This is a genomic window from Glaciimonas sp. PAMC28666 (assembly GCF_016917355.1).
GTDB lineage: Bacteria > Pseudomonadota > Gammaproteobacteria > Burkholderiales > Burkholderiaceae_D > Glaciimonas.
On record NZ_CP070304.1, the window covers coordinates 3,195,885 to 3,218,160 of the forward strand.

At 49.4% G+C, this 22,276-nt stretch carries 20 protein-coding genes; 15 read left to right on the top strand and 5 right to left on the bottom strand.

Annotation, left to right across the window (positions count from 1 at the left end):
* Positions 1-75: 75 nt before the first annotated feature.
* Complete coding sequence (gene sbcB / locus JQN73_RS13720) at positions 76-1,509, bottom strand: exodeoxyribonuclease I (RefSeq protein WP_205319445.1); 1,434 nt, start codon at positions 1,507-1,509, stop codon at positions 76-78.
* Between the two features lie 270 nt (positions 1,510-1,779).
* Here sbcB and JQN73_RS13725 point away from each other — a divergent pair, with 270 nt between their 5' ends.
* Positions 1,780-2,004: a DUF3563 family protein gene (locus JQN73_RS13725; RefSeq protein WP_240162263.1), complete on the top strand. Its 225-nt coding sequence runs from the start codon at positions 1,780-1,782 to the stop codon at positions 2,002-2,004.
* Between the two features lie 256 nt (positions 2,005-2,260).
* Here JQN73_RS13725 and JQN73_RS13730 read toward each other — a convergent pair whose 3' ends face one another.
* A complete protein-coding gene (locus JQN73_RS13730; protein ID WP_205319446.1) occupies positions 2,261-2,563 on the bottom strand; it encodes an antibiotic biosynthesis monooxygenase in 303 nt (100 codons plus the stop codon).
* Between the two features lie 303 nt (positions 2,564-2,866).
* Between JQN73_RS13730 and JQN73_RS13735 the strand changes: the two genes are divergently transcribed.
* Positions 2,867-3,664: a transporter substrate-binding domain-containing protein gene (locus JQN73_RS13735; RefSeq protein WP_205319447.1), complete on the top strand. Its 798-nt coding sequence runs from the start codon at positions 2,867-2,869 to the stop codon at positions 3,662-3,664.
* A gap of 126 nt (positions 3,665-3,790) precedes the next feature.
* Here JQN73_RS13735 and JQN73_RS13740 read toward each other — a convergent pair whose 3' ends face one another.
* Positions 3,791-4,495, bottom strand: coding sequence for a glutathione S-transferase C-terminal domain-containing protein (locus JQN73_RS13740; protein ID WP_205319448.1), 705 nt, complete (start codon positions 4,493-4,495; stop codon positions 3,791-3,793).
* 210 nt (positions 4,496-4,705) lie between these two features.
* On the opposite strand from JQN73_RS13740, the gene JQN73_RS13745 reads away from it, so the two are divergent.
* Positions 4,706-5,347 carry an FMN-binding negative transcriptional regulator gene (locus JQN73_RS13745; protein WP_205319449.1) on the top strand — a complete coding sequence of 214 codons (642 nt, stop codon included), beginning with the start codon at positions 4,706-4,708 and terminating at the stop codon, positions 5,345-5,347.
* Positions 5,348-5,511: 164 nt separating this feature from the next.
* Positions 5,512-6,030, top strand: coding sequence for a DUF1269 domain-containing protein (locus JQN73_RS13750; protein WP_205319450.1), 519 nt, complete (start codon positions 5,512-5,514; stop codon positions 6,028-6,030).
* A 134-nt stretch (positions 6,031-6,164) separates the two neighbouring features.
* Here JQN73_RS13750 and JQN73_RS13755 read toward each other — a convergent pair whose 3' ends face one another.
* Together JQN73_RS13755 and JQN73_RS13760 are read right to left on the bottom strand one after the other, a co-directional pair.
* A complete protein-coding gene (locus JQN73_RS13755) occupies positions 6,165-7,112 on the bottom strand; it encodes a dienelactone hydrolase family protein (RefSeq protein WP_240162264.1) in 948 nt (315 codons plus the stop codon).
* Between the two features lie 231 nt (positions 7,113-7,343).
* A complete protein-coding gene (locus JQN73_RS13760) occupies positions 7,344-8,054 on the bottom strand; it encodes a phosphatase PAP2 family protein (protein WP_205319451.1) in 711 nt (236 codons plus the stop codon).
* Between the two features lie 1,266 nt (positions 8,055-9,320).
* Here JQN73_RS13760 and epsL point away from each other — a divergent pair.
* The 11 genes from epsL (at position 9,321) to JQN73_RS13815 (ending at position 22,219) form a co-directional block, all read left to right on the top strand.
* Positions 9,321-10,610: an XrtB/PEP-CTERM-associated polysaccharide biosynthesis outer membrane protein EpsL gene (epsL, locus tag JQN73_RS13765; protein WP_240162265.1), complete on the top strand. Its 1,290-nt coding sequence runs from the start codon at positions 9,321-9,323 to the stop codon at positions 10,608-10,610.
* 12 nt (positions 10,611-10,622) lie between these two features.
* Entirely contained in the window at positions 10,623-12,005 is a 1,383-nt protein-coding gene (locus JQN73_RS13770; protein ID WP_205319452.1) for an undecaprenyl-phosphate glucose phosphotransferase, read from the top strand.
* A 133-nt stretch (positions 12,006-12,138) separates the two neighbouring features.
* Positions 12,139-12,690: a hypothetical protein gene (locus tag JQN73_RS13775; RefSeq protein WP_205319453.1), complete on the top strand. Its 552-nt coding sequence runs from the start codon at positions 12,139-12,141 to the stop codon at positions 12,688-12,690.
* A gap of 75 nt (positions 12,691-12,765) precedes the next feature.
* On the top strand, positions 12,766-13,677 hold the full coding sequence (locus JQN73_RS13780) for an EpsD family peptidyl-prolyl cis-trans isomerase (RefSeq protein WP_205319454.1): 912 nt from the start codon (positions 12,766-12,768) through the stop codon (positions 13,675-13,677).
* A 73-nt stretch (positions 13,678-13,750) separates the two neighbouring features.
* The gene (gene epsE, locus JQN73_RS13785; protein WP_205323367.1) at positions 13,751-14,539 is read left to right on the top strand and encodes a polysaccharide export protein EpsE; all 789 of its coding nucleotides are present in this window, start codon (positions 13,751-13,753) and stop codon (positions 14,537-14,539) included.
* Between the two features lie 121 nt (positions 14,540-14,660).
* Positions 14,661-16,076 carry a chain length determinant protein EpsF gene (gene epsF / locus JQN73_RS13790; protein ID WP_205319455.1) on the top strand — a complete coding sequence of 472 codons (1,416 nt, stop codon included), beginning with the start codon at positions 14,661-14,663 and terminating at the stop codon, positions 16,074-16,076.
* 5 nt (positions 16,077-16,081) lie between these two features.
* Positions 16,082-16,960, top strand: a complete 879-nt coding sequence (epsG, locus tag JQN73_RS13795; protein WP_205319456.1) for a chain length determinant protein tyrosine kinase EpsG — start codon at positions 16,082-16,084, stop codon at positions 16,958-16,960.
* 41 nt (positions 16,961-17,001) lie between these two features.
* Positions 17,002-18,336 carry a polysaccharide polymerase gene (locus JQN73_RS13800; RefSeq protein ID WP_240162267.1) on the top strand — a complete coding sequence of 445 codons (1,335 nt, stop codon included), beginning with the start codon at positions 17,002-17,004 and terminating at the stop codon, positions 18,334-18,336.
* Positions 18,326-19,459 (top strand): glycosyltransferase family 4 protein, encoded by a 1,134-nt coding sequence (locus tag JQN73_RS13805; RefSeq protein WP_240162268.1) that lies wholly within the window; start codon positions 18,326-18,328, stop codon positions 19,457-19,459. Before JQN73_RS13800 ends, JQN73_RS13805 begins: the two co-directional genes overlap by 11 nt.
* A gap of 75 nt (positions 19,460-19,534) precedes the next feature.
* Positions 19,535-20,626 carry a glycoside hydrolase family 5 protein gene (locus JQN73_RS13810; RefSeq protein WP_240162269.1) on the top strand — a complete coding sequence of 364 codons (1,092 nt, stop codon included), beginning with the start codon at positions 19,535-19,537 and terminating at the stop codon, positions 20,624-20,626.
* A 111-nt stretch (positions 20,627-20,737) separates the two neighbouring features.
* Complete coding sequence (locus JQN73_RS13815; protein ID WP_205319457.1) at positions 20,738-22,219, top strand: lipopolysaccharide biosynthesis protein; 1,482 nt, start codon at positions 20,738-20,740, stop codon at positions 22,217-22,219.
* Positions 22,220-22,276 lie beyond the last annotated feature (57 nt).

The following is a 22,276-nucleotide window of genomic DNA, read 5'->3' on the forward strand; positions in this document are numbered from 1 at the left end:
TACCTCGGACAGATTCTGCGGCCGGGTACCTAATTGATACCAGGCTGCGCACTCCTTGGACGATGCTGATAGGCCTTAGTCCCTTTCAGGCGCGATCATTTCGACATAATCGTACAGCTCTCCCAGTATCTCCTCGCCGCGCTCGTCGGCGGTCTCTGACAGGGCATCGATTGAGGCAAAAAAGTCATCGATATTCCGTGCGCCGCCTTTGCCGTCAAACAGACGTGCGGCACGATGCTCTTCCCATCGCTGAGTTTCTGGTTCCGATAAGGTTTGTGGGAAATTCCTGGCGCGATACCGGAACAACAATTCTTCCAGCCGCAGATCGTCAAATTGTGGCGTTGCGAGAGCCAGTTTTTGTGGGGGCATGGCCCTTAAATCAGTCAGAGTGCGGCGATCCCCATTTCCAATAAAGCCGCCGTATAAATCTTCATCGACATCCATCGGGCCTTCAGCGGGGCGCTGGAATACTTGCTTCCATAGCATAGTCAGATCCGGCGCGCGCGCGGCGATTTCGGCGTGCGACAGCGCTAGTGCGCGGTCAACACCCCATTTGGCGGTCATTTCCGGTGACAGCGTTTTCAAATTACCGATGACCATAGGCGATTTGTTCATGTGTATGGACTTCAACGGCAAGCGGGTCATTCCCTCCGGTAAATCCGCGGTTTTACTAAACAGCCGTGTGCGCACGATGTCTGGATCCAGGTCGAATAATTCACTTGGATCAAAAGCCAGATTCCAGGCCAAAATCTCATTCTTGTTGGTTGGATGCACCCCTAGCGGCCACATTAAGGCCACGCACCCTTGCTCCGCCGGAAACATGCCAGAAATATGCAGGAACGGTTTTTTTGTGGTCAGGCCCAGCTCAACAGCGACCCGGTCTTTTTTATGTAGCCCAAGACAAAACTCGAATAATTTGGGTTGATGTTCACGGATCAACCGGGCCAGAGCGATGGTGGCGCGAACGTCCGACAGCGCGTCATGCGCAGCTTCATGGCTCAGCCCATTGGCGGCGGTTAGATGTTCCAGGCGAAAACTAGGCCGACCTTCGTCGTTGATGGGCCACGTTATGCCATCCGGGCGCAGCGCATAGGCAGTCCGCACAACATCCAGGATATCCCAGCGCCCGCAATTATTTTGCCATTCGCGGGCGTAAGGATCAATCAGATTGCGCCAGAACATGAAACGTGTGATTTCATCGTCGAAACGAATCGTGTTGTATCCGACACCGATCGTGCCTTCTTTGGAAAAAGCGCGTTCAATCTCGGCCGCAAATTGAAATTCCGGAACACCGCGCTCAAGGCATTGCTGTGGCGTGATATGCGTGATCAGGCAAGATTGCGGATCAGGCAAAAAATCTGGTGCGGGTTTGCAATAAAGCATGATCGGATCGCCGATTTCGTTCAATTCGGCATCTGTGCGAATCGCGGCAAATTGCGCCGGGCGGTCACGTCGCGGTTGTGCCCCAAAAGTTTCGTAGTCGTGCCAGAGAAAGGTGTGATTGGACATCAATAGTGGTTTTGAATGGGAGGGTTGAGCAGAAATAAAAGAGTAAGTGTCGCACAACGAATAGGGCTTTTATATCAAAACCCCTTTTTATACAACAATTGAAGCATCCTACTAAAAACGATGAAAAAGGTGAATTAGCCCACGGAATTCATCAAGCTGATAACTGCTATTGCGATTCGAAATTGGCGTTTTTCCCTGTAAACGCTATTGTGATGGTGCGCCGCAACAATTGTATGCCGTTTGCGGTAATTACTGAAACAGGAAAATATCATGTCTACGATGACCATTAGCAGCACCAATGCAACACAACCAAGCAGCATTTTTAGCACTATCGCATCCTTCTTCAAGCGCATCGGTAACGCGTATGAACTATCGGAAGCAGCTCGTAAAGAAGCGTATTTGTCCGAAGCCGCCGATTTGTATGATCTGGAATACCGCATTCGTCAACTGGATCGCGAAACTGTACAGTCAGCAGCCTGGATGAAGGGTTACTAATCTTTTTTGATTAGTGATTAGCACTACAGGAACAACTTTCCTGAAGAAGATGCAGTATAAAGTATCAGTTTGCATGGTCGTACGTTTTGTTGAGCTCCAATGGCGCAGTTGATTCGAAGATCGGCATCGATCGCCAACAACGGCAACCGCAATCAGTCAGATGTGCAACACGTGATCGCAACCGCGTACCCGGTATTCCTTAGGGCACGCTTTGCTGACCATCGTTGCAGATCCTGATGAAACTTACCTGACTGTCTTAGTTCGACTTTGCCAACAGCGAGAAATGCTCGACTGTTGGCGGTACGGCAAAAAACGGTCCAACAATTCCCCGCCACTCGGCAAATGCTGCAGACTCGCGAAAATCTATTGTGTGGTTTTCCAATGTCTCCCAATAAATCATCACTACGTAACGTTCTGGTGAATCAATTCCCTTGTTTATTTTGAAGCCCGAAAAGCCTTTGGCTTTACTGATTACTTCCGTCAAGCCACGTTGAATCGCTATATCAAAATCGGCCTGCTTGCCAGGTTGGATGCGGATGTCTGCGAGTTCAAGAATCATGTTGCCTCCGTATATTAGGTGAGAGTCTAGTTGAGAGTCTAGGTGTGAATCGAAACACGATTGTCGCATTTTTTGCCGCATCCCCGAGTGCGCGCCCGTGATTTGGTGCTTGAATGCGATAAAGGGTTGAATTATTTGGCACAATTATGACTGGCATAGATTTTGCTGGCATTATTCAAGCTTGATTCAGATTGGGAGCGCTTAAAAATCGCTCTCCTGATAGTTTCAACATCGGTCTAATGATCTTTAATTAGCGGCATGCACATTAAAATAATTCCTTCACACCATTCATCGGGGTTCACAATGAAATTCAAGAAAATATTGTTGCTGTCGTCTGTTTATGTTTTTGCGATGGCCGTTCAAAACGCCCACGCGGATGCGTTGGCGGATATTCAGAAGTCGGGCGTTTTGCGTATCGCAGTGCCACAAGATTTTCCTCCGTATGGATCGGTTACCTCCGATATGCAACTGCAAGGATTGGATATCGATGTCGCGAAATTGTTAGCCAAAGGTCTTGGAGTGAAGGCTGAGTTGATTCCAGTTGGCACCGCCAATCGGATGGCTTATCTGCAAACGCACAAGGCAGACTTAGTGGTCTCATCACTAGGGAAAAATGCGGAACGTGAAAAAGTCATTAGTTTTTCCCAGCCTTATGCACCGTTCAACAATAGCCTTTATGGTGCACCGGATATCAAAGTGGCGAACGCTGCCGATCTGGCCAATCAAACGGTCGGGGTTGCGCGTGGCACCTTTGAAGATACTTTGCTATCGGATAGTGTTCCCAAAAGCACCGTTATGAAGCGCTATGAAGACAATAACACCTTAATTTCTGCCTATATTTCTGGACAAGTAAAGTTGATCGGTACCGGCGACTTTGTTGCGGTCGCCATCGGTGAAAAAGATCCGAAGCATAAACCGGTGATCAAATATGTCATCAAGGAATCCAAATGCCTGGTTGGCATGAATCTGGAGGAGCCTGCTTTGATGGCGAAGGTCAATGACGTGCTGACGAAAGCGAAAAAATCGGGCGAATTGAACGCTATGGTAAAAAAATGGCTCAATGTGCCATTACCCGAAAAATTGGCAAACGCCTTTGAGTAATGCGTAAAGACTAAGACAAAATTTCCCTAGCGGCGGGCTGCTTTCGCTGCTGGGGTCTGGTGCGTCAATCCCAAAGATTATTCACATTTCTTGCATCATCAGGCCGAACCGGTTTTGCTTGAAAAATTACGTGCGCTTTGGGATCGCCAGGCCTTTGATTACCGCAGGGCGCGCGACGAAGTTAGTTAGAGCGCGGGTGACATGCGGGAAATCGGTGATTCCTACGAGATCGGCTGCTTCATAAAAACCAATTAAATTACGAACCCATGGAAAGATCGCGATGTCGGCGATGGTGTAGTCATCGCCCATCACCCACAGGCGGTCGGCAAGGCGGCGATTCAGCACATCCAGCAGACGTTTGGATTCTGCGACATAACGATCCCTAGGACGCTTGTCTTCGTATTCTTTGCCAGCGAATTTATTAAAGAAACCCAGCTGGCCAAACATAGGACCGATCCCGCCAATCTGAAACATCAGCCATTGGATGGTCTCATAGCGCCCAGCTGCATCTTGCGGCATGAATTGTCCGCTTTTTTCCGCAAGATAAATCAGAATGGCACCGGACTCGAACAACGCTAACGGTTTGCCATCGGGACCGTTGGGGTCAAGGATCGCTGGGATTTTATTGTTCGGATTAAGCGATAGAAACTCCGGCGACGTTTGATCGTTGGTTTCGAAGTTAACCAGATGGTCCTCGTAAGCCAGGCCCGTTTCTTCCAGCATGATCGATGCCTTGACACCGTTCGGCGTTGGTAGCGAGTACAGTTGAATCCGGTTAGGATGCCGGGCTGGCCATTTTTGAGTTATCGGGTAGGTAGAAAGATCGGCCATAGTGTGTCCTTTAGGGTTTATTGGGTGGATTGCAAAAGCGAAAGAAAATGCAAATGCAAAAAATCAACGTCATCAATCTCGGAAAGGCTATCGACCTTGCGACAGCCGTATAGAATAGTGGAATAGCTATCTTCCGGGAAGTTTGGGCGGAAGCGTCTGGCGTATCCAGCATCTGTCTATTTTGGCACATTTCCTTTTAGGTGATCTTTTATGTATCTCCCCAAACATTTTGCCGAGCCCGGCGTCGACGTGATGCACAATCTTATGCGTGCGCATCCTTTATCGACGTTAATTACAATGACCGCAGAGGGGATAGAGGCCAACCATATTCCGTTGCTGTTATCCGCACAACCGGGCCCATTCGGCACCTTGCACGGGCACGTGGCGCGGGCCAATCCACTATGGCGGGACCATCAAAAAGACAGCGAAGTACTGGCGGTGTTCAGCGGCCCGAATGCCTATATTTCGCCGAATTGGTATGCCACCAAAAAAGAGCACGGTAAAGTCGTTCCCACCTGGAACTATGCGGTAACGCATGCGTACGGCACCTTGCGGGTGATTGACGATGCAGTATGGCTACGCGCACATCTGACGGCCCTGACCGCCCACCACGAAGCGAATTTACCGCAGCCCTGGGCGGTTGAAGACGCGCCTTACGACTACACCGAGAAGATGATCACGGCCGTTGTCGGCATAGAAATCACGATTACCCGACTCATTGGCAAATGGAAAGTCAGTCAAAATCAGCCAGCTAACAATCGGGAGACTGTCATTCAGGTTCTGAATACCAGCGGCGATGCGCAAGCGGCTTGTATGGCAGCGCTCATTCGTACTGCAGCCGAAAAAGGTTAAGACGAGAGCGCAATCAGCTGATATTCATCGATCATATTGATGAAATACGCGAGGATCTGGCCCCGACAAGCGTGTCCTTGTGATGATGAGCAACATATAAACTTTGTTTATTTGGCTTCGATTGCCTATGCTATAGACATCACTTATAGGTGAAGGAGATGGTTATGTTAGCCCGACAAAGACTCTATTTTATGTTGCCCGATGTGGCGAGCGCGCGTGGCATGCTGGACGAGTTGCTGCTTGCGCGTATTGAGATCAGGCACATGCATTTTTGGGCGGCTGAAGGAACGCTGCCGGATGACATGCCCGACGCAAATGTCTGGCATAAGACAGATCTGACGCACGGCGCGCAAAACGGCATGATCATGGGCGGAGTGATGGGTTTTCTGGGTGGTATATGGCTGGTCTATTTCCCTCCTGAATGGATTCATCTGAATATGCTGGCGATTGTAGTGGCGACGGTTGCGGGGATCATTCTTGGTGGCTGGATGTCGGGAATGGCGGCGGCAGCGTTACCGAATTCGCGTCTGGAAAATTTTCAGAAGGATATCGCCAGCGGAAAAGTATTGTTATTGGTCGATGTACCATTTAAAAAGGTACACGCCATCGAAGATTTAATCGAAAAACGTCATCCTGAAGCCAAATTTGGTGGCGTCGAATCGCACATTCCGGTCTTTCCTTGATTGGGATCGCATGGGGGTGGGGGAACTAAAAACCTCGAATGATTTGTTCGAGGTTTTTTTTGCGTCCGTATTTTGCGTCGGCCATCTTGATTTTATCTATTTATTCGATTTAAGCTTCATTCCATGACATCGCGCTACGGCAAGTCATCAAACAGTCCGGCAGCGCGGCGCATGGAATCGTCTTTCGCAATACGGTTATTTGCGATGGCTTGCCGCTTGGCACCGGGGTCATCAAAATCGTGGGTTGCGCCGTCGTACCAAACGACCTCGACGCGTTTGGTATCGTGACCTTTGCTCTCCATGGAGCGGGTATTGCGCAATATATTCGCGCAGACGGAGGGCGATACTTCCTCGTCGTCAGAACCCAAAAAAATCCATATCGGCGAGTTTGCCTGATAGCGCTGCGACGCCAGCGCCCGCGGGCCGCAGCCCGGATAAAAGACCAATGCAGCGCGAAATTCCGGGGCGGCCGATGCGGCGTTACTTTGGGTTTGACGAAGCATCACGTTTAAAGCAGTGCTGCCACCGTTCGACCATCCCTGCAGCATCACGTGATTGGGTAATATATCCTTACGTTGCACCAGATAGGTCAGTGCCCCAGTCGCATCCAGAGGCCGCACCGTCAACTCATTGACGGCATCACGATCCGGCTCGCCATGGGTGCCTCGACCGTACCCATGGCCTCGACCTCGCGGCCCGAAACTATCTACATGTAATGCGACATAGCCATGCGTAGCCCAATATTCACCCCACATCATGTGACGTTTGGATAGATTTGTGCCGTCGCAGGGTGATTTTTGATCACGTCCGACCTGGCTGCACGCGGCATTGATATTCGCCGAATAGGGACCGCCCCGGCCATGCAGCATGACGACCGCAGGATAGGGGCCGGGCGTGACTGGCATGAACAGATAGCCTACCAGTTCAGTCTTGCCATCGGCGCTGGGAAAATACACGGTCTGCGGTATCGGCGTTTGCGCGTATGCGGGCAGTGTAGGAACGCAACTCATCATCAGGAGCGCCATTGTCACTCGCAGATACGCTGTTGCATCACGCCATTGGCATAGGCGCTTAATACTCATTTAATACTCATTTAATGCCCACTTAATCCGCACTTAGTGCTGACTTAATCGTCATCTACTACTCAACTCGAGAATTGAACCGCACATTGTTTTTCCAGTTACTGTTTGTATGGAGACGCTCAATGACTACCCCGGATCCCAGCCATCATGGTTCATCCGGGAATACTGTGCGGCGTACGATTTTTAACGGGCCATGCATTCTTAACCTGACCCCGACGGCACCGTTTTTTATCAATGGACGTATTTGGATAGTCCATGAAAAAACAATCGTACATCATAAAACATCAGACAAATTTCCGTACAACTTATAAAAATAATGGCCTGAAAAGCCGCGGGGTAGCGTTGCGCGAGTGAAGTACATTTACTGTCATAGAGCCGGATAATGCGTTCTCGATTGCACAACAATACGAATACTGCACCCAGCATTGCGCCCGCCAGGATATCTGTCGTGTAATGCAAACCGAGATAAATTCGCGGTAGGGCAATGAACAGCAGAACATAAAAATAAGCGAAAACACCTAGCATCCTGGAAATTAAGAATATGCCCGTGGCGAAGCCAAAGAACAGCGCGGCATGATCGCTAGGAAAGGAATTCCATATGTACAGATCCTGACTTTCCGCCGGAGGCAATCCGACATAAAAGTGCTGTGGGAGAGCCAGGTTTGCAATCGGACGCGGCTGAAAGGGGCCGAGATTGTTGACGATCCTCGCAATGGCGACCGCGACAATACATCCGATGAGCGTCGCAATAATAATACGTCGTATATTTAATTTCTGGTCAGTATCCTTGAACCAAAAAAACCAGATTACTCCCATAAAAGGAAATCCTTTTACCAGGTCTGACCCGGCCATGTAATGGAGGATTTCATTGAAGGCTGCTGAGACGGTTGTGTATTGGCCCATCCAGTTAAATACCGCCAGATTCAAAGAATTGTTCCACATTTTCCCCATCCTTCCCTTAACAATCCAGTTAAACGATTTGGTTGAAATATTTCACTTTTTTTTTGAAATTACTACCAGCTTTGAAGCTCCCTGAAGCCTTAGATCGTATTCGGAACCCATGTAAAAGGTGCCGCGTCAGTGAGTTGACCGCCAACGCTATAACTGACTCCTCTTTCCATGTTGATGGAAAGTAACTTATAGAGTCATTTTTTAAAAAGTACTTTTAAACTGTGAAATTGAAATGGGTGGCATTTTTGCGGATTGTTATGTTTTTTTGCAAAAGTCCCCAAACGTGAAAATTCGTTGCTATGGTGTCTTCTCTTTTTCACATCTTCAAAGCAAGAATACGCCACTCTGAGAAAAAATTCAAAAAAATTATTGCGTTGCAACATGGAAACATTTAACAAAAATGTACACAAGTTGAAGCAAGTATTGAGGCTCAGCTTATGAGAGTTCCATTGGTGCCAGGTATTTAATTTAATGAAATACGATGTCTCGATCGGGCTTTTAAAAGTGCTGCCAGCCAAAATTTTTATTTTTTTTAATCTTGCTTGTTGTTTTTTTACAAGGAAAATAATTGCCGATAGTCAATATCCCCCTAGGTGAACGCCTATTTTTATGAGACAACCTTTAAATATTTGTGCGTTGCTTGGGAGTATTGTTTCGGTGATTTTGCACATTGACAAAAAATTCTTGTTTTTTCACCAATTTGATTATATTCTGCAGACATTAGATGTTTAATTGATAAGTAAAAAATTAACATTTTTTACCCATTGACGGGGAGCGAAGGAGGTAAAAAGATTTTTTTTTGCGGCCGCGCACCATAAAAGAATTCGCGTGCTATCGTTTTTACCATAGAGCATGCATAATTAGCAACGCCAACGCAAGCTGTAATTTTTTGCTACGGTGTTTACTGTTTCTATTATGTAATCAGGGTAGGTATAAACAATTCTAATAACTGTCTATAAAATATCGCATAGCGGTAAGGTACGTGATTGGTAATATTCGGCAATCCGCAATGAATATATCTACACCTCTTCCAGAATAGTTTTCAATACCTCTTCATTTAAATTAGTTCGCTTCAGTTTGCCATTTTCTTAGTGTTTCGCTCTGCATCAACGTTCCTGTAATTACACATTATCTCAATGATTGTTTCTGCCACCTATTTTAGGTAGGAGAGGTGTTTATTCAATTATTCAAAAGCGCCGATTAGATATCTTCTTTTTTGTTTTTTGATGCAACTCGTTGTATTACAAGGGTAAGAAAATGAACAGATGTTTTAAGCAACTCCCCCGCGCTAACCGCCTGCCATGGAAAGTCATTTTCCTGATGCCGGTCTATTCTTGCATGACGGCCTCTGCCGCCACTAGCGACCTGGTACCCACCGACGTTATACCGCTACCGGAAATCATGATATTGCCACCAGACGCCATCACGCCGTATGTCGGAGCTGGCGTAAGTTACGATAATAATGTGTTGAGATTACCGAATTCTGCGGCAGCGCAGGCGCTTGGCATCGGAAGCGGCTTATCAGACGTGACGCGAAGGGCAGAAGCTGGTGTTGGTCTCGATGAAAAATTCGGGCAGCAGCATGTGACCGCAAACCTAAACCTGGCAAAAGTGAATTACAACAGATTTACCATCCTCGATCATGTCGATAAGAATGCCTCCGGCAATTTGAATTGGCATGCTGGAAGTCACGTCGAGGGAAATGTTGGTGCCAATTATTCCGAAGGCCTCACGCCTTTTGTCGATTTCCATCAATTGGCACAGAATATCCGCAGGCAGGTTAATGAATATGCAGATGCGGCGTGGCTGTTTCATCCCAGCTGGCGGGTTAATGCCGGCCTGGTGCATACCGACCTGTCTTACGATCTGGCGTCGCAAAACGCGCTCAACAATACCCAGAATAAAGAACTGGTCGGACTTGATTATTTAGCCTCAACAGGTAGTACCTTCGGTCTCCAGTTGGGTCATACACGGGCTAATTTTCCGAATCCGCAGCAAGATGGAAATCTATTCGTCAACAACAGTTATGACCAGAACGAAGCCAAGGTAAAGATCGACTGGCTGGCTACCGGTATCACCCGCGTGCATTTCTTAGGCGGATGGGTTAACCGTAAACAGGACGCGTTTTCAGTCCGTAATTTCAGTGGTTTTAATTCTCGGCTTTCTGTCGACTGGTCACCGAGCGCAAAAGTCGACGTGACTGTTTCTGCCTGGCGAGAGATCGGTGCCGTGGATGACCTCACGTCCGTCTATTCTTTGAACCGTGGTGAAAGCATTGCGGCAAGTTGGCATTATTCTGAAAAGGTTCGCCTCGTAGCGCAATACAAATATGAAAAGAGAGACTTCAGCCAGTCGACCGATTCAGGTGCGCTTGGAGTTGATCCCAACGACGCATTGCGCAATCTGGCATTGACGTTAGTCTACAAACCGACGCTACGTTGGGAGATTCAGTTATCTGCCACCCGTAGCACCCAAACCGTATCAAACTTTACTGGCGGTGGTTATTCAAGCAATGCAGTGATGCTGAATACACGCTACACCTTCTAAAGGGGCGACAAAATGACAGAGAACGACATTCCTCTTGTTTCATTTTTCAAGCGGATGCTTGATCCGATGATTATTCTTGGTTTGTTGTATCTCGTCATCGTGTCCGAAGGCGAGTTATTTACCGGGAGTTATCTGCTGCTGATGATTCTCGCTTTTTTTATTTCCTCTTACACCTTCGACCAGATCGATCTTTACCGCACGCAGCACTTAGGAAATCGGCTTGCTTATGCGGGGGATATTTTTCTGGGGTGGGCAATCATTGTCGCGATTTTAATGTTGATCGGACAGGCTACCGGACTGCGATATGAATTCTCTGACCGCGTCATATTGCTCTGGATTACGCTTGCACCGTTTGCATTGTTACTGAGTCGCGCCACTGCTTATGGATTGGTGTTCAACACCCGAAAAGAGCATGTAATACGTTCGGCGGTCATCATCGGTTCCAATGACCCGGGTGGCGATTTGCTCAGACGCCTGGAGTCACCACGAAATGCAGGAGTCGAGATGCGCGGATATTTTGACGACCGCGATCAATCCACTCGCCCGGCCGGACTCGACTGCACCTATCTGGGAGCGCTTGAGGAAGTCGGCGCCTATGTCAGCACCCAAAGAATCAAGACCATTTTTATTTGTTTGCCCATGTCGGCGAATCCTCGCATCATGACGTTACTGGATGTATTACGCGATACCACCGCATCGGTGTACTTTATTCCTGACATTTATACCTTCGATCTGATGCGTGCACGCCTGGATCATGTAGGTGGAATACCGGTAATCGGCGTATGCGAAACACCTTTCATGGGATTGAGCAGTCTGGTGAAACGCGGCAGCGATATTGTTCTGGCGCTGATGATTCAGATCATGCTGCTGCCGATCATGTTGTTGATTGCCATCGGCGTCAAATTATCGTCGCCAGGCCCGATCATTTTTGCTCAACGCCGTTATGGATTGAATGGTGAAGAGATTGTCGTTTATAAATTTCGCTCCATGGCAGTTTGCGAAGATGGACCGGTGGTCGAACAAGCGAAAAAGAATGATGCCAGAGTCACGCGATTCGGTGCCTTTCTACGGCGAACTTCGTTGGACGAATTGCCGCAGTTCATTAATGTATTGCAGGGCCGCATGAGTATCGTAGGTCCGCGTCCACATGCGGTGGCACACAATGAAATGTATCGCAAGCTGATTAAAGGCTACATGTTGCGACACAAGGTGAAGCCAGGCATTACAGGATGGGCGCAGGTCAATGGCTTGCGCGGGGAGACCGACACCGTCGAAAAGATGCGTTTGCGCATTCAGTTTGATCTGGAATATCTGCAGAACTGGTCGCTTGCACTCGATCTGTTGATTATCTTGCGGACCGTCAAGGAAGTGTTAAAAAAAGATAGCGCCTATTAGCTGGCAACAAGATGGACTGCGGGAAGAAATGCCGCATGGTGTTGCAAATCAAAACGTCAGGGATAGGCACACGTTGTTTTTTGATAGCGTCAAAGTCATGGTGTGATGTGGACCTTTTTTTTGGAGAAGGAACATGCAAAAAATCATATTAGCAGTGGTTCTTGCGTTCGCAGCGCACTGCAGTTGCGCGTTTGCAGCGACACCCACTTTTCAGCTTGCGCCAGGCCCAGTGTGGATATCTGGCTTGCCAGATTTGCTGGAGCTGAATAGCGACGGTACGTTGAGCGCGTCTGAAGGCGTGGATAGCGCGATTCAGCCAGACGCTGATATGTTGGTCGCTACCGCTGCTCCTGGCGCATTTTCTGCCCCTATCAAGTTAGCTGACTTTACCGTCGTGCAAGAGGCTGCTTTCGATCGTGCCGACATTTTTCGCTCTGTCAATTTTCTGGACGGTTCCGACAGTGGACGTGGCGCCACACAAATTTTTACCGACCAGGCTTTCCGAAGCGGGGCGCTATATGTATTCCTCAAGGATCTCAACACGCGATCTCACCAAAAATCGGAACGCTGGGCTTTACTTCTGATTGCGCTGTGCTTCGTTTTGTATTGGTCCCGCCGCAGGCCGGTGCGAACATTTCTTCGTTTGCATCCGGAGTCTGAGGCCAGACGAAACCGCAAAATGTAAATCGCTTGCAGGAACGTTTCTCCTGGCGAGACGCCGCAACCTGGCATCCTATAGTCACTTTTGGTGGGAGCAGAATTGAACTACGTTAAACCGCGCAGCTGTTTGCAGGACAACGTCTTTCGGCTTTTCATAGAGCCGTCACCGCCCTTGCGAAATGTGGCTTGGTTAATGCTGCTGGTGGCACTGTCGGTCGTGAATCTGAGTGCCTGTAACGACCATCAGGAAGTGACGAGCAAGATATTGGCGACGGTGAATGGCGAAGCGATTACCGCCCATCAGTTGGATGCCGAGTTGCGGTTTGCGAATAGCAATAGCACGGGGAAAGTTACGCAGGTAACCGACCCAGCCGTACGTAAGCAGGCTTTAGAAACCTTGATAAATCGCAGGCTCCTGTTAACAGAGGCGGTACGACAAAAAGTTGATCGCAATCCCGAGGTAATTGATTTCATTGAGCGTTTCAGAACACAGGTGATTGTGCAGGCTTTTCTGGATTCGATGGTGGCCAATACGGGCAAGCCTTCTAACGTAGAAATTGATGAATACTTTAACGCGCATCCGGAATTGTTTGCGCAGCGGAAGATTTTCGACATTCAACAATTAAGTATTGCTTCGCAAGATTACTCTGTGGCGCTGAAGCAGATGATGGATAAGGCAAGCTCGCTGGATCAGATAGCGCTGTGGCTGGATGCGAAAAAAATCGCGTACATACAGACCACTCGCTCGTACACCAGCGCCGAGATGCCGACGGAGACCGCCAGTAATTTGCGGAGCCTTGGCAGGAACCGTTTATTCATTCTGGAAGATGGCGATCAGACCTTGCTTTGCGCGTTAAAGGATGTACGAGACAGTCCGTTGACGAACCAAGCTTCCGCGGCCCAGATCGAACACTATTTATTTGTTGAAAAGATGCAGAGGGTCGCGGTGACGGAAATTACGAAGTTAAGGTCGTCGTCGAAAATTGATTACGTCGCCACTTCGGCACCCTGAGATGAATATAAAAATTGGTAGTGCCTAAACAGGTTTTTTTCTCAATCAAACACTTAACTGGATGAGGATAATGATGAACCGATTCTACGCAAGCATGCTGGCGCTGTTGCTGGCACTTTTCACCTTATCAGCCATGGCCGCCGATGTACCTCTGGGTGCGGGCGATGCCCTGAAAATATCAGTATTCGGAAACCCGGATTTAAGCCTGGATACAAAGATCAGTGAAGCTGGAAACATTACCTTTCCCCTCATCGGAGATGTTGCCATAAGCGGCTTATCGAGTGCCGAAGCGGAAAAAAAGATCTCCGGCTTGTTGACCGGCGGTGGCTTTTTGCGCAAGGCGGAAGTGAATATCATGGTAACGGAATTGCAGAGCCAGCAGGTCTCCGTGTTGGGGCAGGTAATCCGTCCTGGACGTTATCCGATTAACGGAGCGCGCAGTGTCACCGACATGCTGGCGATAGCTGGTGGAGTCGGACCGGAAGGCGGCGATACCGCGACCGTGGTACGTACCCGCGATGGACAAACCAATAAACAAGTCATCAATCTGGTTGAGATGATTCAGTCATCCGATATGCATAGCAATCTGGATCTGATGAATGGCGACATGGTGTACGTTGACCGTGCCCCAAAATTTTACATTTATGGCGAAGTGCAGCACCCCGGCGGCTACCGGCTTGAACGCAACATGAGCGTGACACAAGCGTTATCCATAGGCGGCGGGCTGACTCCGCGCGGAACCGAGCGTGGCTTGCGCATCAAGCGGCGCGATTCGAGCGGAACTGTGCAGATGATCGACGTTAAAAGTGGCATCGAGCTTCAACCGGACGACGTCGTATATGTGAAAGAGAGCCTGTTTTGATCGTCACCGCCAATGTCGAAAATGTCGAAAATGTCGACGGTGGCGCTCATAGCCATAACGTACAGATTACCGTTCGGTCTTATTCCGTGTTGTCCCATATTTATGCATCAGAGGGGTTTCTATGACTTTTCCTCAACTTTTAGTTATTTTGCGCGCCCGTTACAAGATCATTTTAGTGACCTTGTTCATTTCGGTATTGGTGACTGTCGCGGTCAGTCTGGTGTTGCCGAAGACGTACAAAACGGCGACCACGCTGCTGTTGAATTACAAAGGCACCGACCCGGTCTCAGGCCAGGTGCTACCGACGCAACTGGCATCCGGCTATATGGCGACCCAGGTTGATCTCATTACCAGCAGAAGCGTGGCCTTGAAAGTCGCCGACAATCTGGGACTGGCTGACAATCCCGCTACGTTGCAACGTTTCAAAAAAACCAACAACGGGGATGGATCGATCCGCGAATACCTGGCGGATTCTTTACTGAAAATGGTCGAGGTTACGCCAACGCGAGAAAGTAGCATGCTGGAAATCGTCGGTAAAGGGAGCGATCCCACCTTTGTCGCCGCCGTCGCCAATGGCTTTGCCAACGCCTACCAGGAGCTTAATCTTCAGATTAAAATTACGCCCCTGCAACAGGCCTCGAAATATTTTGCGATTCAGGTCAAAAACTTGCGGGCCGATCTTGAGGCCTCGCGCAATAAACTTTCCCAATACCAGCAGCAACATGGCCTGGTGAGTATCGAGAACCATCTCGATGTCGAATCGAACCGGCTCAATGAACTGTCCAGCCAATTGGTATTGGCACAGGCCCAGGCGATCGAGGCTTCATCGCGGGGTAATCAGGCGATGGGAAATGGCGGCAGAGACTCGCCTGATGTGATCGGCAATTCGCTGATTCAAAATTTGAAAGCGTCATTGGCACAAGCGGAAGGAAAATTTGCGCTGTTATCGCAAAATCTTGATCGTAATCATCCGCAATATCAAGCCGCCAAAGCGGAAGTGGATCGACTTCGGCAAGAGCTAAACGCCAACATTAGTGCGACAAATAACGGCACAGCAAACAATGGCCGGATTTTACGTCAGCGTGAAGCAGAAGTGCGTGCCGCGTTGAACGCGCAAACTGCCAAAGTTCTACAGCTTAATCGGACGCGAGACGAGATGACGGTGCTGGTCAAGGACGCTGACAACGCACAGCGCGCCTATGACGCAGCTAACCTGCGCTTAACCCAGACTGAACTCGAAGGTAAATCAAATCAATCCGACGTCACGGTCCTCAATCTAGCGGCGGTCCCGATACTACCTGTCAGCCCAAATATTGTGCTTAACACGGTGCTGTCGGTCCTCATGGGAACCATGCTGGGATTGGCGCTGGCGGTATTGGCAGAAATGTCTAATCGTCGTATCAGAACTGCAGATGAGTTATCTAACTTGCTTAATGCACCGATGCTTGGAACGATAGTTGCAGAAAAGCCGATGCGCACCTATGGTGTCAGCAATCTTGGGTTCTCGCCGCGCGCACTTTTGAGCTGGAAAGGTTAATCAAAATGAACACTCCTGTCACGTCAATCGTCAGCCCCGCAGCGGCGATCACAAGAGACGTCAATATCGGGCGGATGCTGGTGGAACAAGGAAAAATCACCCTTGAGGAAGCCGACCGCGTGCGTCATTTGCAAGAAGAGGAAGGGCTGCGTTTCGGCGATGCTGCGATACGTTTGGGCCTGGTCTGCGAATCGGACATACAGCGGATTCACGCCCAACAATTTGATTATCCCTGTCAACCTGTTGCTGGTCCCGGCATTTTTCCGGCATCGCTGACGGCTGCTTATCAACCATTCAGCGCAGAAGTTGAAATGTTGCGAAATGTACGCAGTCAATTGATGTTGCACTGGTTCGCCGCCGGCAATAAAAAGCTGGCGATTGCCAGTGTCAACCCGGGTGATGGGAACAGCATGTTTGCCGCTAATCTGAGTGTGGTGTTCTCACAACTGGGCAACCCTACGCTTCTGGTTGATGCCAATTTGCGACGTCCACGGCAGCACGAAATATTTCGCCTCAATCACGGACGCGGTTTAGCTGACCTGCTGTCGGGGCAGTCGGGGCTGGAAATGCTGGTCAGAGCGGAGACCTTTCTTGATCTTTCAATTTTACCTGCTGGCTCAAGCGTTCCAAATCCGCAGGAATTGATTAATCGTTCCGCTTTTGGCGTCATGAATGAGAAATTATGCGAACGCTTCGACATCGTTTTATATGACACTCCGGCATTTTCGAGTGCTGCAGACTGTCTTACCATTGCGTCACGGGCTGGCGGCGTGCTGCTGGTGGTCCGCAAAAACCACACACGCGTGGCGGATCTCACCGTATTTAGTGATCAACTGCGACGTAGTGGGACCGAAATCGTTGGATCGGTGATGGTAAGTTTTTGATGCTGTTAAAGAAGGTTCAACGACTATAGGCCAGTGACTGTATGCGCTCTTTTCTTCGGATCAAAAACTATTTTTTCCCGACGCGCGATAACGATGGACCGCCGGGGCAGAGCTTGGTCTTTTGGATCTTGATCGTCACGTTAACGTATCAGGCTTTGCTCTGCGCGATTCATACCAGCGTGCATCCGATATCAATGCTGGACGTTGCGTCGACTGAAGCGGTGATTTACCTTGCCTGCCTGGTGGTTTTGACCAAGCGCATCCGGTTGGAATTGTTTGTGATGGTATTGCTGGTCTCCGCGTATCTGTTTTTGATCGCCATCTTTCGTAATCAGCTTGACCCCAAAGGATTTCGCGATGTGATGATCCCTATTCTTTTTTACGGCCTGGGGCGGCAGATTGGCGATATCCGTTATGCCAGTCGTGTGCTGAAAGTGATGGTAGTGCTGGTATTGGTGTTTGGGTTTTTTGAATTATGGTTTCTCGATGCTTTTTCACGCATCTTCAATATCTTTTCCTATTACGTGAGCCAGGGTGGTTTAAAGGCGGGAACCAATTGGGCAAAGGATAGCGTGCTGGGATTGAACGGCATGCGTCCTGAAGGAATCGGCCGAACCATCTTGCCCTCATTGCTGGGAAATCATCGAGTGTCATCGCTATTTTTAGAACCGGTATCGCTAGGAAATTTCGCCGTCATCATTGCCGCATGGGGACTGTCCAGACGACGTGAGGAATTTAAGGAAATGGTTTTTTTCCTCGTGGCGGCGGCGGCGATGATCGCCCTGAGCGACTCGCGCTATGGAATGATCACCGTGGGAGCGTTGGTGCTGATGCGCTGCTTGCCGTTCGGTCGAACCAGTGTGTGGATGATGCCACTGCCGTTGCTGAGCATCGTACTGCTGGTGGTGATAGGGCTATTTTTTGATGGACGGTACGGCGATAACATTCTTGGACGACTGTATGTCAGCGGACGAATGCTGATGACGTTTGATGTGGGAATGATCTTCGGCATTGAGGGATTCAATATTGGATTTGGGGATATGGGCTATTCCGCATTACTGACCCGTCTGGGGGCGGTGCTGTGTCTCTTTTTATGGATTACGTTCTGGATGTTGAAGATGGAGGACGAAAGGGGAAGCCGTTTCAGAGCCTACATCACGCTTTATATGTCATTGATCTTATGCGTCAGCGGCACCTCGCTATTTGCCCTGAAGACCGCTGGTATTTTATGGTTTTTGGTTGGTTGTTGCGTGGCGCGCAAAAGTGAAACTGTGGTGCGCTCAGTAGTCTCTGCGTCATCAACATTACCAGGGACCTTAACTGCTGCACCCTCGGCATTCGCTGAAGCACACAAGGAGTCGCAAAATGCCTATTAACGTTGTGCACATCGTGCGTCAATATGCTCCGTCTGTCGGGGGAATGGAAGACGTGGTGCAAAATATTGCGCGACAGCAGCGCGAACACCACGATCAGCGGCCCCACATAATTACGCTGAACCGCTTGTTTAAAAACTCGACTGAATTACTCGACCGTGAAGCGGTGGTGAATGGGGTGGGCGTGATTCGGTTACCGTTTCGGGGCACCAGCAGGTATCCACTGTGTCCTCAGGTACTGCAGCATGTGGCGGAGGCGGATGTAATTCATGTTCACGGTATTGATTTCTTTTTCGATTATATGGCGTTCACCAAGCCGTTCCACAGGCGGCCGCTGGTCGCCTCAACCCACGGCGGATTTTTTCATACGACGTTTGCATCAAGCCTCAAAAAAATTTACTTCAACTCGGTTACGCGGGCGTCATCGATGATCTACGACAAGATCGTCGCCACCAGCGAAAATGACGGTGAAATTTTTAAAAAAATTGTTAAGCCATCCACGTTAACGGTGATCGAAAATGGGGTCAACGTTGAAAAATACAGCAACCAGTCCTCCGCAGTTCCGACCCGTACCCTGATTTATTTTGGACGGTGGTCAGCGAATAAAGGATTACTCGAAACCCTGGCGCTTTTTCAGGAGTTGGTGGCACGTCGGTGCGGCTGGAAACTGATCATCGCAGGACGCGAGTACGACCATACTGCCGACGAGTTTCGTCGTTGGGTGACGCGACACAATCTGACTGATTCAGTGCAAATAGTGCCGAATCCATCGGAGTTTGAATTGGCTGAATTGATTGGACAGGCAAGTTATTTCATTTGTTTATCCCGTCATGAAGGTTTTGGCATTGCCCCGATTGAAGCGATGAGTGCCGGATTGACGCCACTTTTAAGCGATATTCCGCCGTTTCGTCATCTGGTTACGCAGTCAAAAATGGGCGTGCTTTTCTCTGCTGAAAAATTGAACGATAGCGTAGACGCGCTGTTGCAATTACATGCAACAGACCTTGCCGATTACGCCTTACGGCGCACGCAGGCACAGCAATTCGCGGAGCGCTACAACTGGCGACGTATCGCCGATAGATATGCGGAAATTTATACAGCGTTGGCGATTCGGAAGTCTCCCTAAAATCTGTGCCGTGTTACAGCGGCGAATTGGAATATCCGAAAACTTTCTAACAACCTTGAATTAACGGTGCAGACCATGAAAACGACCAGAGTGGATGCGATGGCAGCAGCGCCCGGATCGAAAGAGTTTCCGTCGACGGGTGGGCGTTGGCGGCACGCATTAAAAATCGCTGCAACCGTCGCCGTGATGGTTGGATGCGTAATGTTATCGCCGCTCGCGGCTGGGAGTTGCATCGATGGTAAGCAAATGGTGGGCGTCAATTTAAGTGGAGGGGAGTTTGCTTCGGAGAAATTGCCCGGTACTATTTCTAAGGACTATGTTTATCCTGATCTGGCCGATATGCATTATTTTCAATCATTAGGCATGAATACCTTCCGCCTTCCATTCCTATGGGAGCGGATACAGCCGCAGCTTTTCGGGGCATTGGATCAAGCCGAACTGCAAAGGATTGTGGATACCGTTGCGGCGGCGCGATCAATTGGCGTTTGCATGATACTCGATGTGCACAACTATGGAGAGTACCGCGGCCAGCCCCTCGGTTCGGTGCAGGTGCCGCAGGCGGCACTAAGTGATTTATGGGTGCGTTTGTTGCCGTCATTCAAAGACCCGGGCAACGTTGCGTTTGACCTGATGAATGAACCGAGCAAAATATCCATTGGCAGATGGGTGAGCAGTGCGCAGGAGGCGGTTGATGCCCTGCGAAAAAATGGTGCGAAAAATTTGATTCTGGTGGCTGGCGGAAACTGGAGCGGGGCGCATGACTGGTTTTCAAAAGATGGCGGCTTATCGAACGCAGATGGTTTCAAAACCTTTCACGATCCTGCCAATAACTATCTGATTGAAGCGCATCAATATGCAGACTCAGATTTCTCTGGCACGCACGCAAGCTGCATCGAGCCTGGCCGACTGACCAAAATCATGGCCGACCTGACCCAATGGGGCGCATCGACCAGGCAGCGTTTGTTCTTGGGAGAGTTTGGCGTATCGACCAACGCACAGTGCCTGGACGCATTGACTGCCCTGGTAGGAAAGATGAAAGGCAACCCGGTGTGGGGTGGGTGGACTTACTGGACCGCGGGTAAATGGTTAGGTTCATATCCGTTGAGTATCCATCCCGACAGCAACGGAGACAAGCCGCAAATCGCCATTCTAAAAAATGCCATGTAGGTATTAAATGCAATGTAGTTGGGGTAGAAAAGGGGCCAGCCGAGCAAGCGTGCGTTGGGGCTTCTCGTTCTGAACCATCCATTGCACGTTATTCAATCAGGAAAGTACGCCATGGAGCAGGTCAATAATAGTAGCAACGTTATAGCCGGATCGACCTGGTCGATCTTGGATAACCTTGCGCAACAAGTGCTGTCGTTCGCAATTTTTGCCGTGCTGGCGCGCTTTCTGGCACCCGATGCATTCGGCTTGTTGACGGTTGCGCATCTGTTTATTTTATTCACCAGGTTGGTGGTGTTTGACGCCATTGCCATGCCTGTAGTGCGCTCAGCGCATCCAGACGATAAGCTGTATTCCTGGGTATTTACTTATTGTACAGTCTCTGGTTTGCTCTTGGCTGGGTTGATGTTTTGTTCGGCTGGCATCGTTTCAACACTGTATCGGGCGCCGGAACTGCAGCCGGTTTTGCAAGGCATGAGCGTCTCGATTCTGTTCTTCGGTCTGGTCCGCGCCCATGAGTCTCGCCTGGTGCGCAACATGATGTTTCGCCAGTTAGCCATTCGATCGATTGTTTCCGTCACGCTCGGCGGCGTCGTTGGGATCGTCCTCGCGTTCAATGACTTCGGTGGAATGTCGTTAGTGGTGCAGCAGGTCACCGCTTCAGGCCTGGCGTTGGTGCTGGTGGTACTACAAAGTCGTTGGGTGCCGCGGATTGTCTTTGATCGCGCATTGACCCGACAATTTTGGGCTGATTCGCGGCAGGTATCGATTGCCGGGCTACTGGATTTTATCAATACCAATGGTGACTCATTATTGGTCAGCATATTTTTGGGACCGTATGCCACCGGCCTCTACAATCTGGCAAAACGGATGACCTCTTCGGTTTATCTCGTGATCTCAAGTTCGATGCACAAAGTAGCGTTGCCGGTTTTTTCAGATTCACAATCGAATCCCGATGCTCTGCAGCTCGGCTATTTAAAAATACTTGGGCTCACGCTCCTTTGTGCAGCGCCTTTGCTGTGTTTTCAAGCTGAATTGGCGCGCCCTTTGATCGCCGTCGCGTTTGGTCAAAAATGGCTTCCTGCTGCACCCACGGTCGGCGCATTGGCAATTCTTTATCTGGTCGCATCGATCGTCGACTTAAATGATTACCTGTTTTTTGCCGTTGGAAAAAATCGTACGCCAGTAGTGCTCGGTATCGCAAAATTGGTGCTCGCAACCGGATTCTCCGCTCTTTTTTATCAATTCGGGCTGATCGGCATGAGTCTGTCGTTTTGCGCCGCTCATCTCTTGTTGTTTCCGATATCGCAAACGTTGATTAATCGCGCACTTGGTCTTAGCCGAAGCGTGACCTTATATGCGTTGGCCCCGCCGTTAGTCGGAAGCCTCATTTTATGGGTTGGTTTAGCCGGGTATTTATTAGCGATGTCTGATCGCTTTAGTGATGCGACGGTCGTATTTGGGGCCGCTCTGCTTGCGAGCTTGTTATATCCGTTGATGGTGGCGATCACCGGATGGCGGGTGAGAGAGGTGAATGGTTCGTGGCATGAAATGTTGTTACTAACTGTCCGGATACGCCGATTTTTTATGCGTTGATGGGTGGGGATTTTGTTCTATTTGTTATGGGCAAAGGAGTAGCGAAGGAACTTCTTC

What these genes read in the sequence shown, in the direction of transcription:
- sbcB (WP_205319445.1), bottom strand. Translation starts at nt 1,509, where the DNA reads ATGTCCAATCACACCTTTCTCTGGCACGACTACGAAACTTTTGGGGCA.
- JQN73_RS13725 (WP_240162263.1), top strand. Translation starts at nt 1,780, where the DNA reads ATGTCTACGATGACCATTAGCAGCACCAATGCAACACAACCAAGCAGC.
- JQN73_RS13730 (WP_205319446.1), bottom strand. Translation starts at nt 2,563, where the DNA reads ATGATTCTTGAACTCGCAGACATCCGCATCCAACCTGGCAAGCAGGCC.
- JQN73_RS13735 (WP_205319447.1), top strand. Translation starts at nt 2,867, where the DNA reads ATGAAATTCAAGAAAATATTGTTGCTGTCGTCTGTTTATGTTTTTGCG.
- JQN73_RS13740 (WP_205319448.1), bottom strand. Translation starts at nt 4,495, where the DNA reads ATGGCCGATCTTTCTACCTACCCGATAACTCAAAAATGGCCAGCCCGG.
- JQN73_RS13745 (WP_205319449.1), top strand. Translation starts at nt 4,706, where the DNA reads ATGTATCTCCCCAAACATTTTGCCGAGCCCGGCGTCGACGTGATGCAC.
- JQN73_RS13750 (WP_205319450.1), top strand. Translation starts at nt 5,512, where the DNA reads ATGTTAGCCCGACAAAGACTCTATTTTATGTTGCCCGATGTGGCGAGC.
- JQN73_RS13755 (WP_240162264.1), bottom strand. Translation starts at nt 7,112, where the DNA reads ATGAGTATTAAGCGCCTATGCCAATGGCGTGATGCAACAGCGTATCTG.
- JQN73_RS13760 (WP_205319451.1), bottom strand. Translation starts at nt 8,054, where the DNA reads ATGTGGAACAATTCTTTGAATCTGGCGGTATTTAACTGGATGGGCCAA.
- epsL (WP_240162265.1), top strand. Translation starts at nt 9,321, where the DNA reads ATGAACAGATGTTTTAAGCAACTCCCCCGCGCTAACCGCCTGCCATGG.
- JQN73_RS13770 (WP_205319452.1), top strand. Translation starts at nt 10,623, where the DNA reads ATGACAGAGAACGACATTCCTCTTGTTTCATTTTTCAAGCGGATGCTT.
- JQN73_RS13775 (WP_205319453.1), top strand. Translation starts at nt 12,139, where the DNA reads ATGCAAAAAATCATATTAGCAGTGGTTCTTGCGTTCGCAGCGCACTGC.
- epsE (WP_205323367.1), top strand. Translation starts at nt 13,751, where the DNA reads ATGAACCGATTCTACGCAAGCATGCTGGCGCTGTTGCTGGCACTTTTC.
- epsF (WP_205319455.1), top strand. Translation starts at nt 14,661, where the DNA reads ATGACTTTTCCTCAACTTTTAGTTATTTTGCGCGCCCGTTACAAGATC.
- epsG (WP_205319456.1), top strand. Translation starts at nt 16,082, where the DNA reads ATGAACACTCCTGTCACGTCAATCGTCAGCCCCGCAGCGGCGATCACA.
- JQN73_RS13800 (WP_240162267.1), top strand. Translation starts at nt 17,002, where the DNA reads ATGCGCTCTTTTCTTCGGATCAAAAACTATTTTTTCCCGACGCGCGAT.
- JQN73_RS13805 (WP_240162268.1), top strand. Translation starts at nt 18,326, where the DNA reads ATGCCTATTAACGTTGTGCACATCGTGCGTCAATATGCTCCGTCTGTC.
- JQN73_RS13810 (WP_240162269.1), top strand. Translation starts at nt 19,535, where the DNA reads ATGAAAACGACCAGAGTGGATGCGATGGCAGCAGCGCCCGGATCGAAA.
- JQN73_RS13815 (WP_205319457.1), top strand. Translation starts at nt 20,738, where the DNA reads ATGGAGCAGGTCAATAATAGTAGCAACGTTATAGCCGGATCGACCTGG.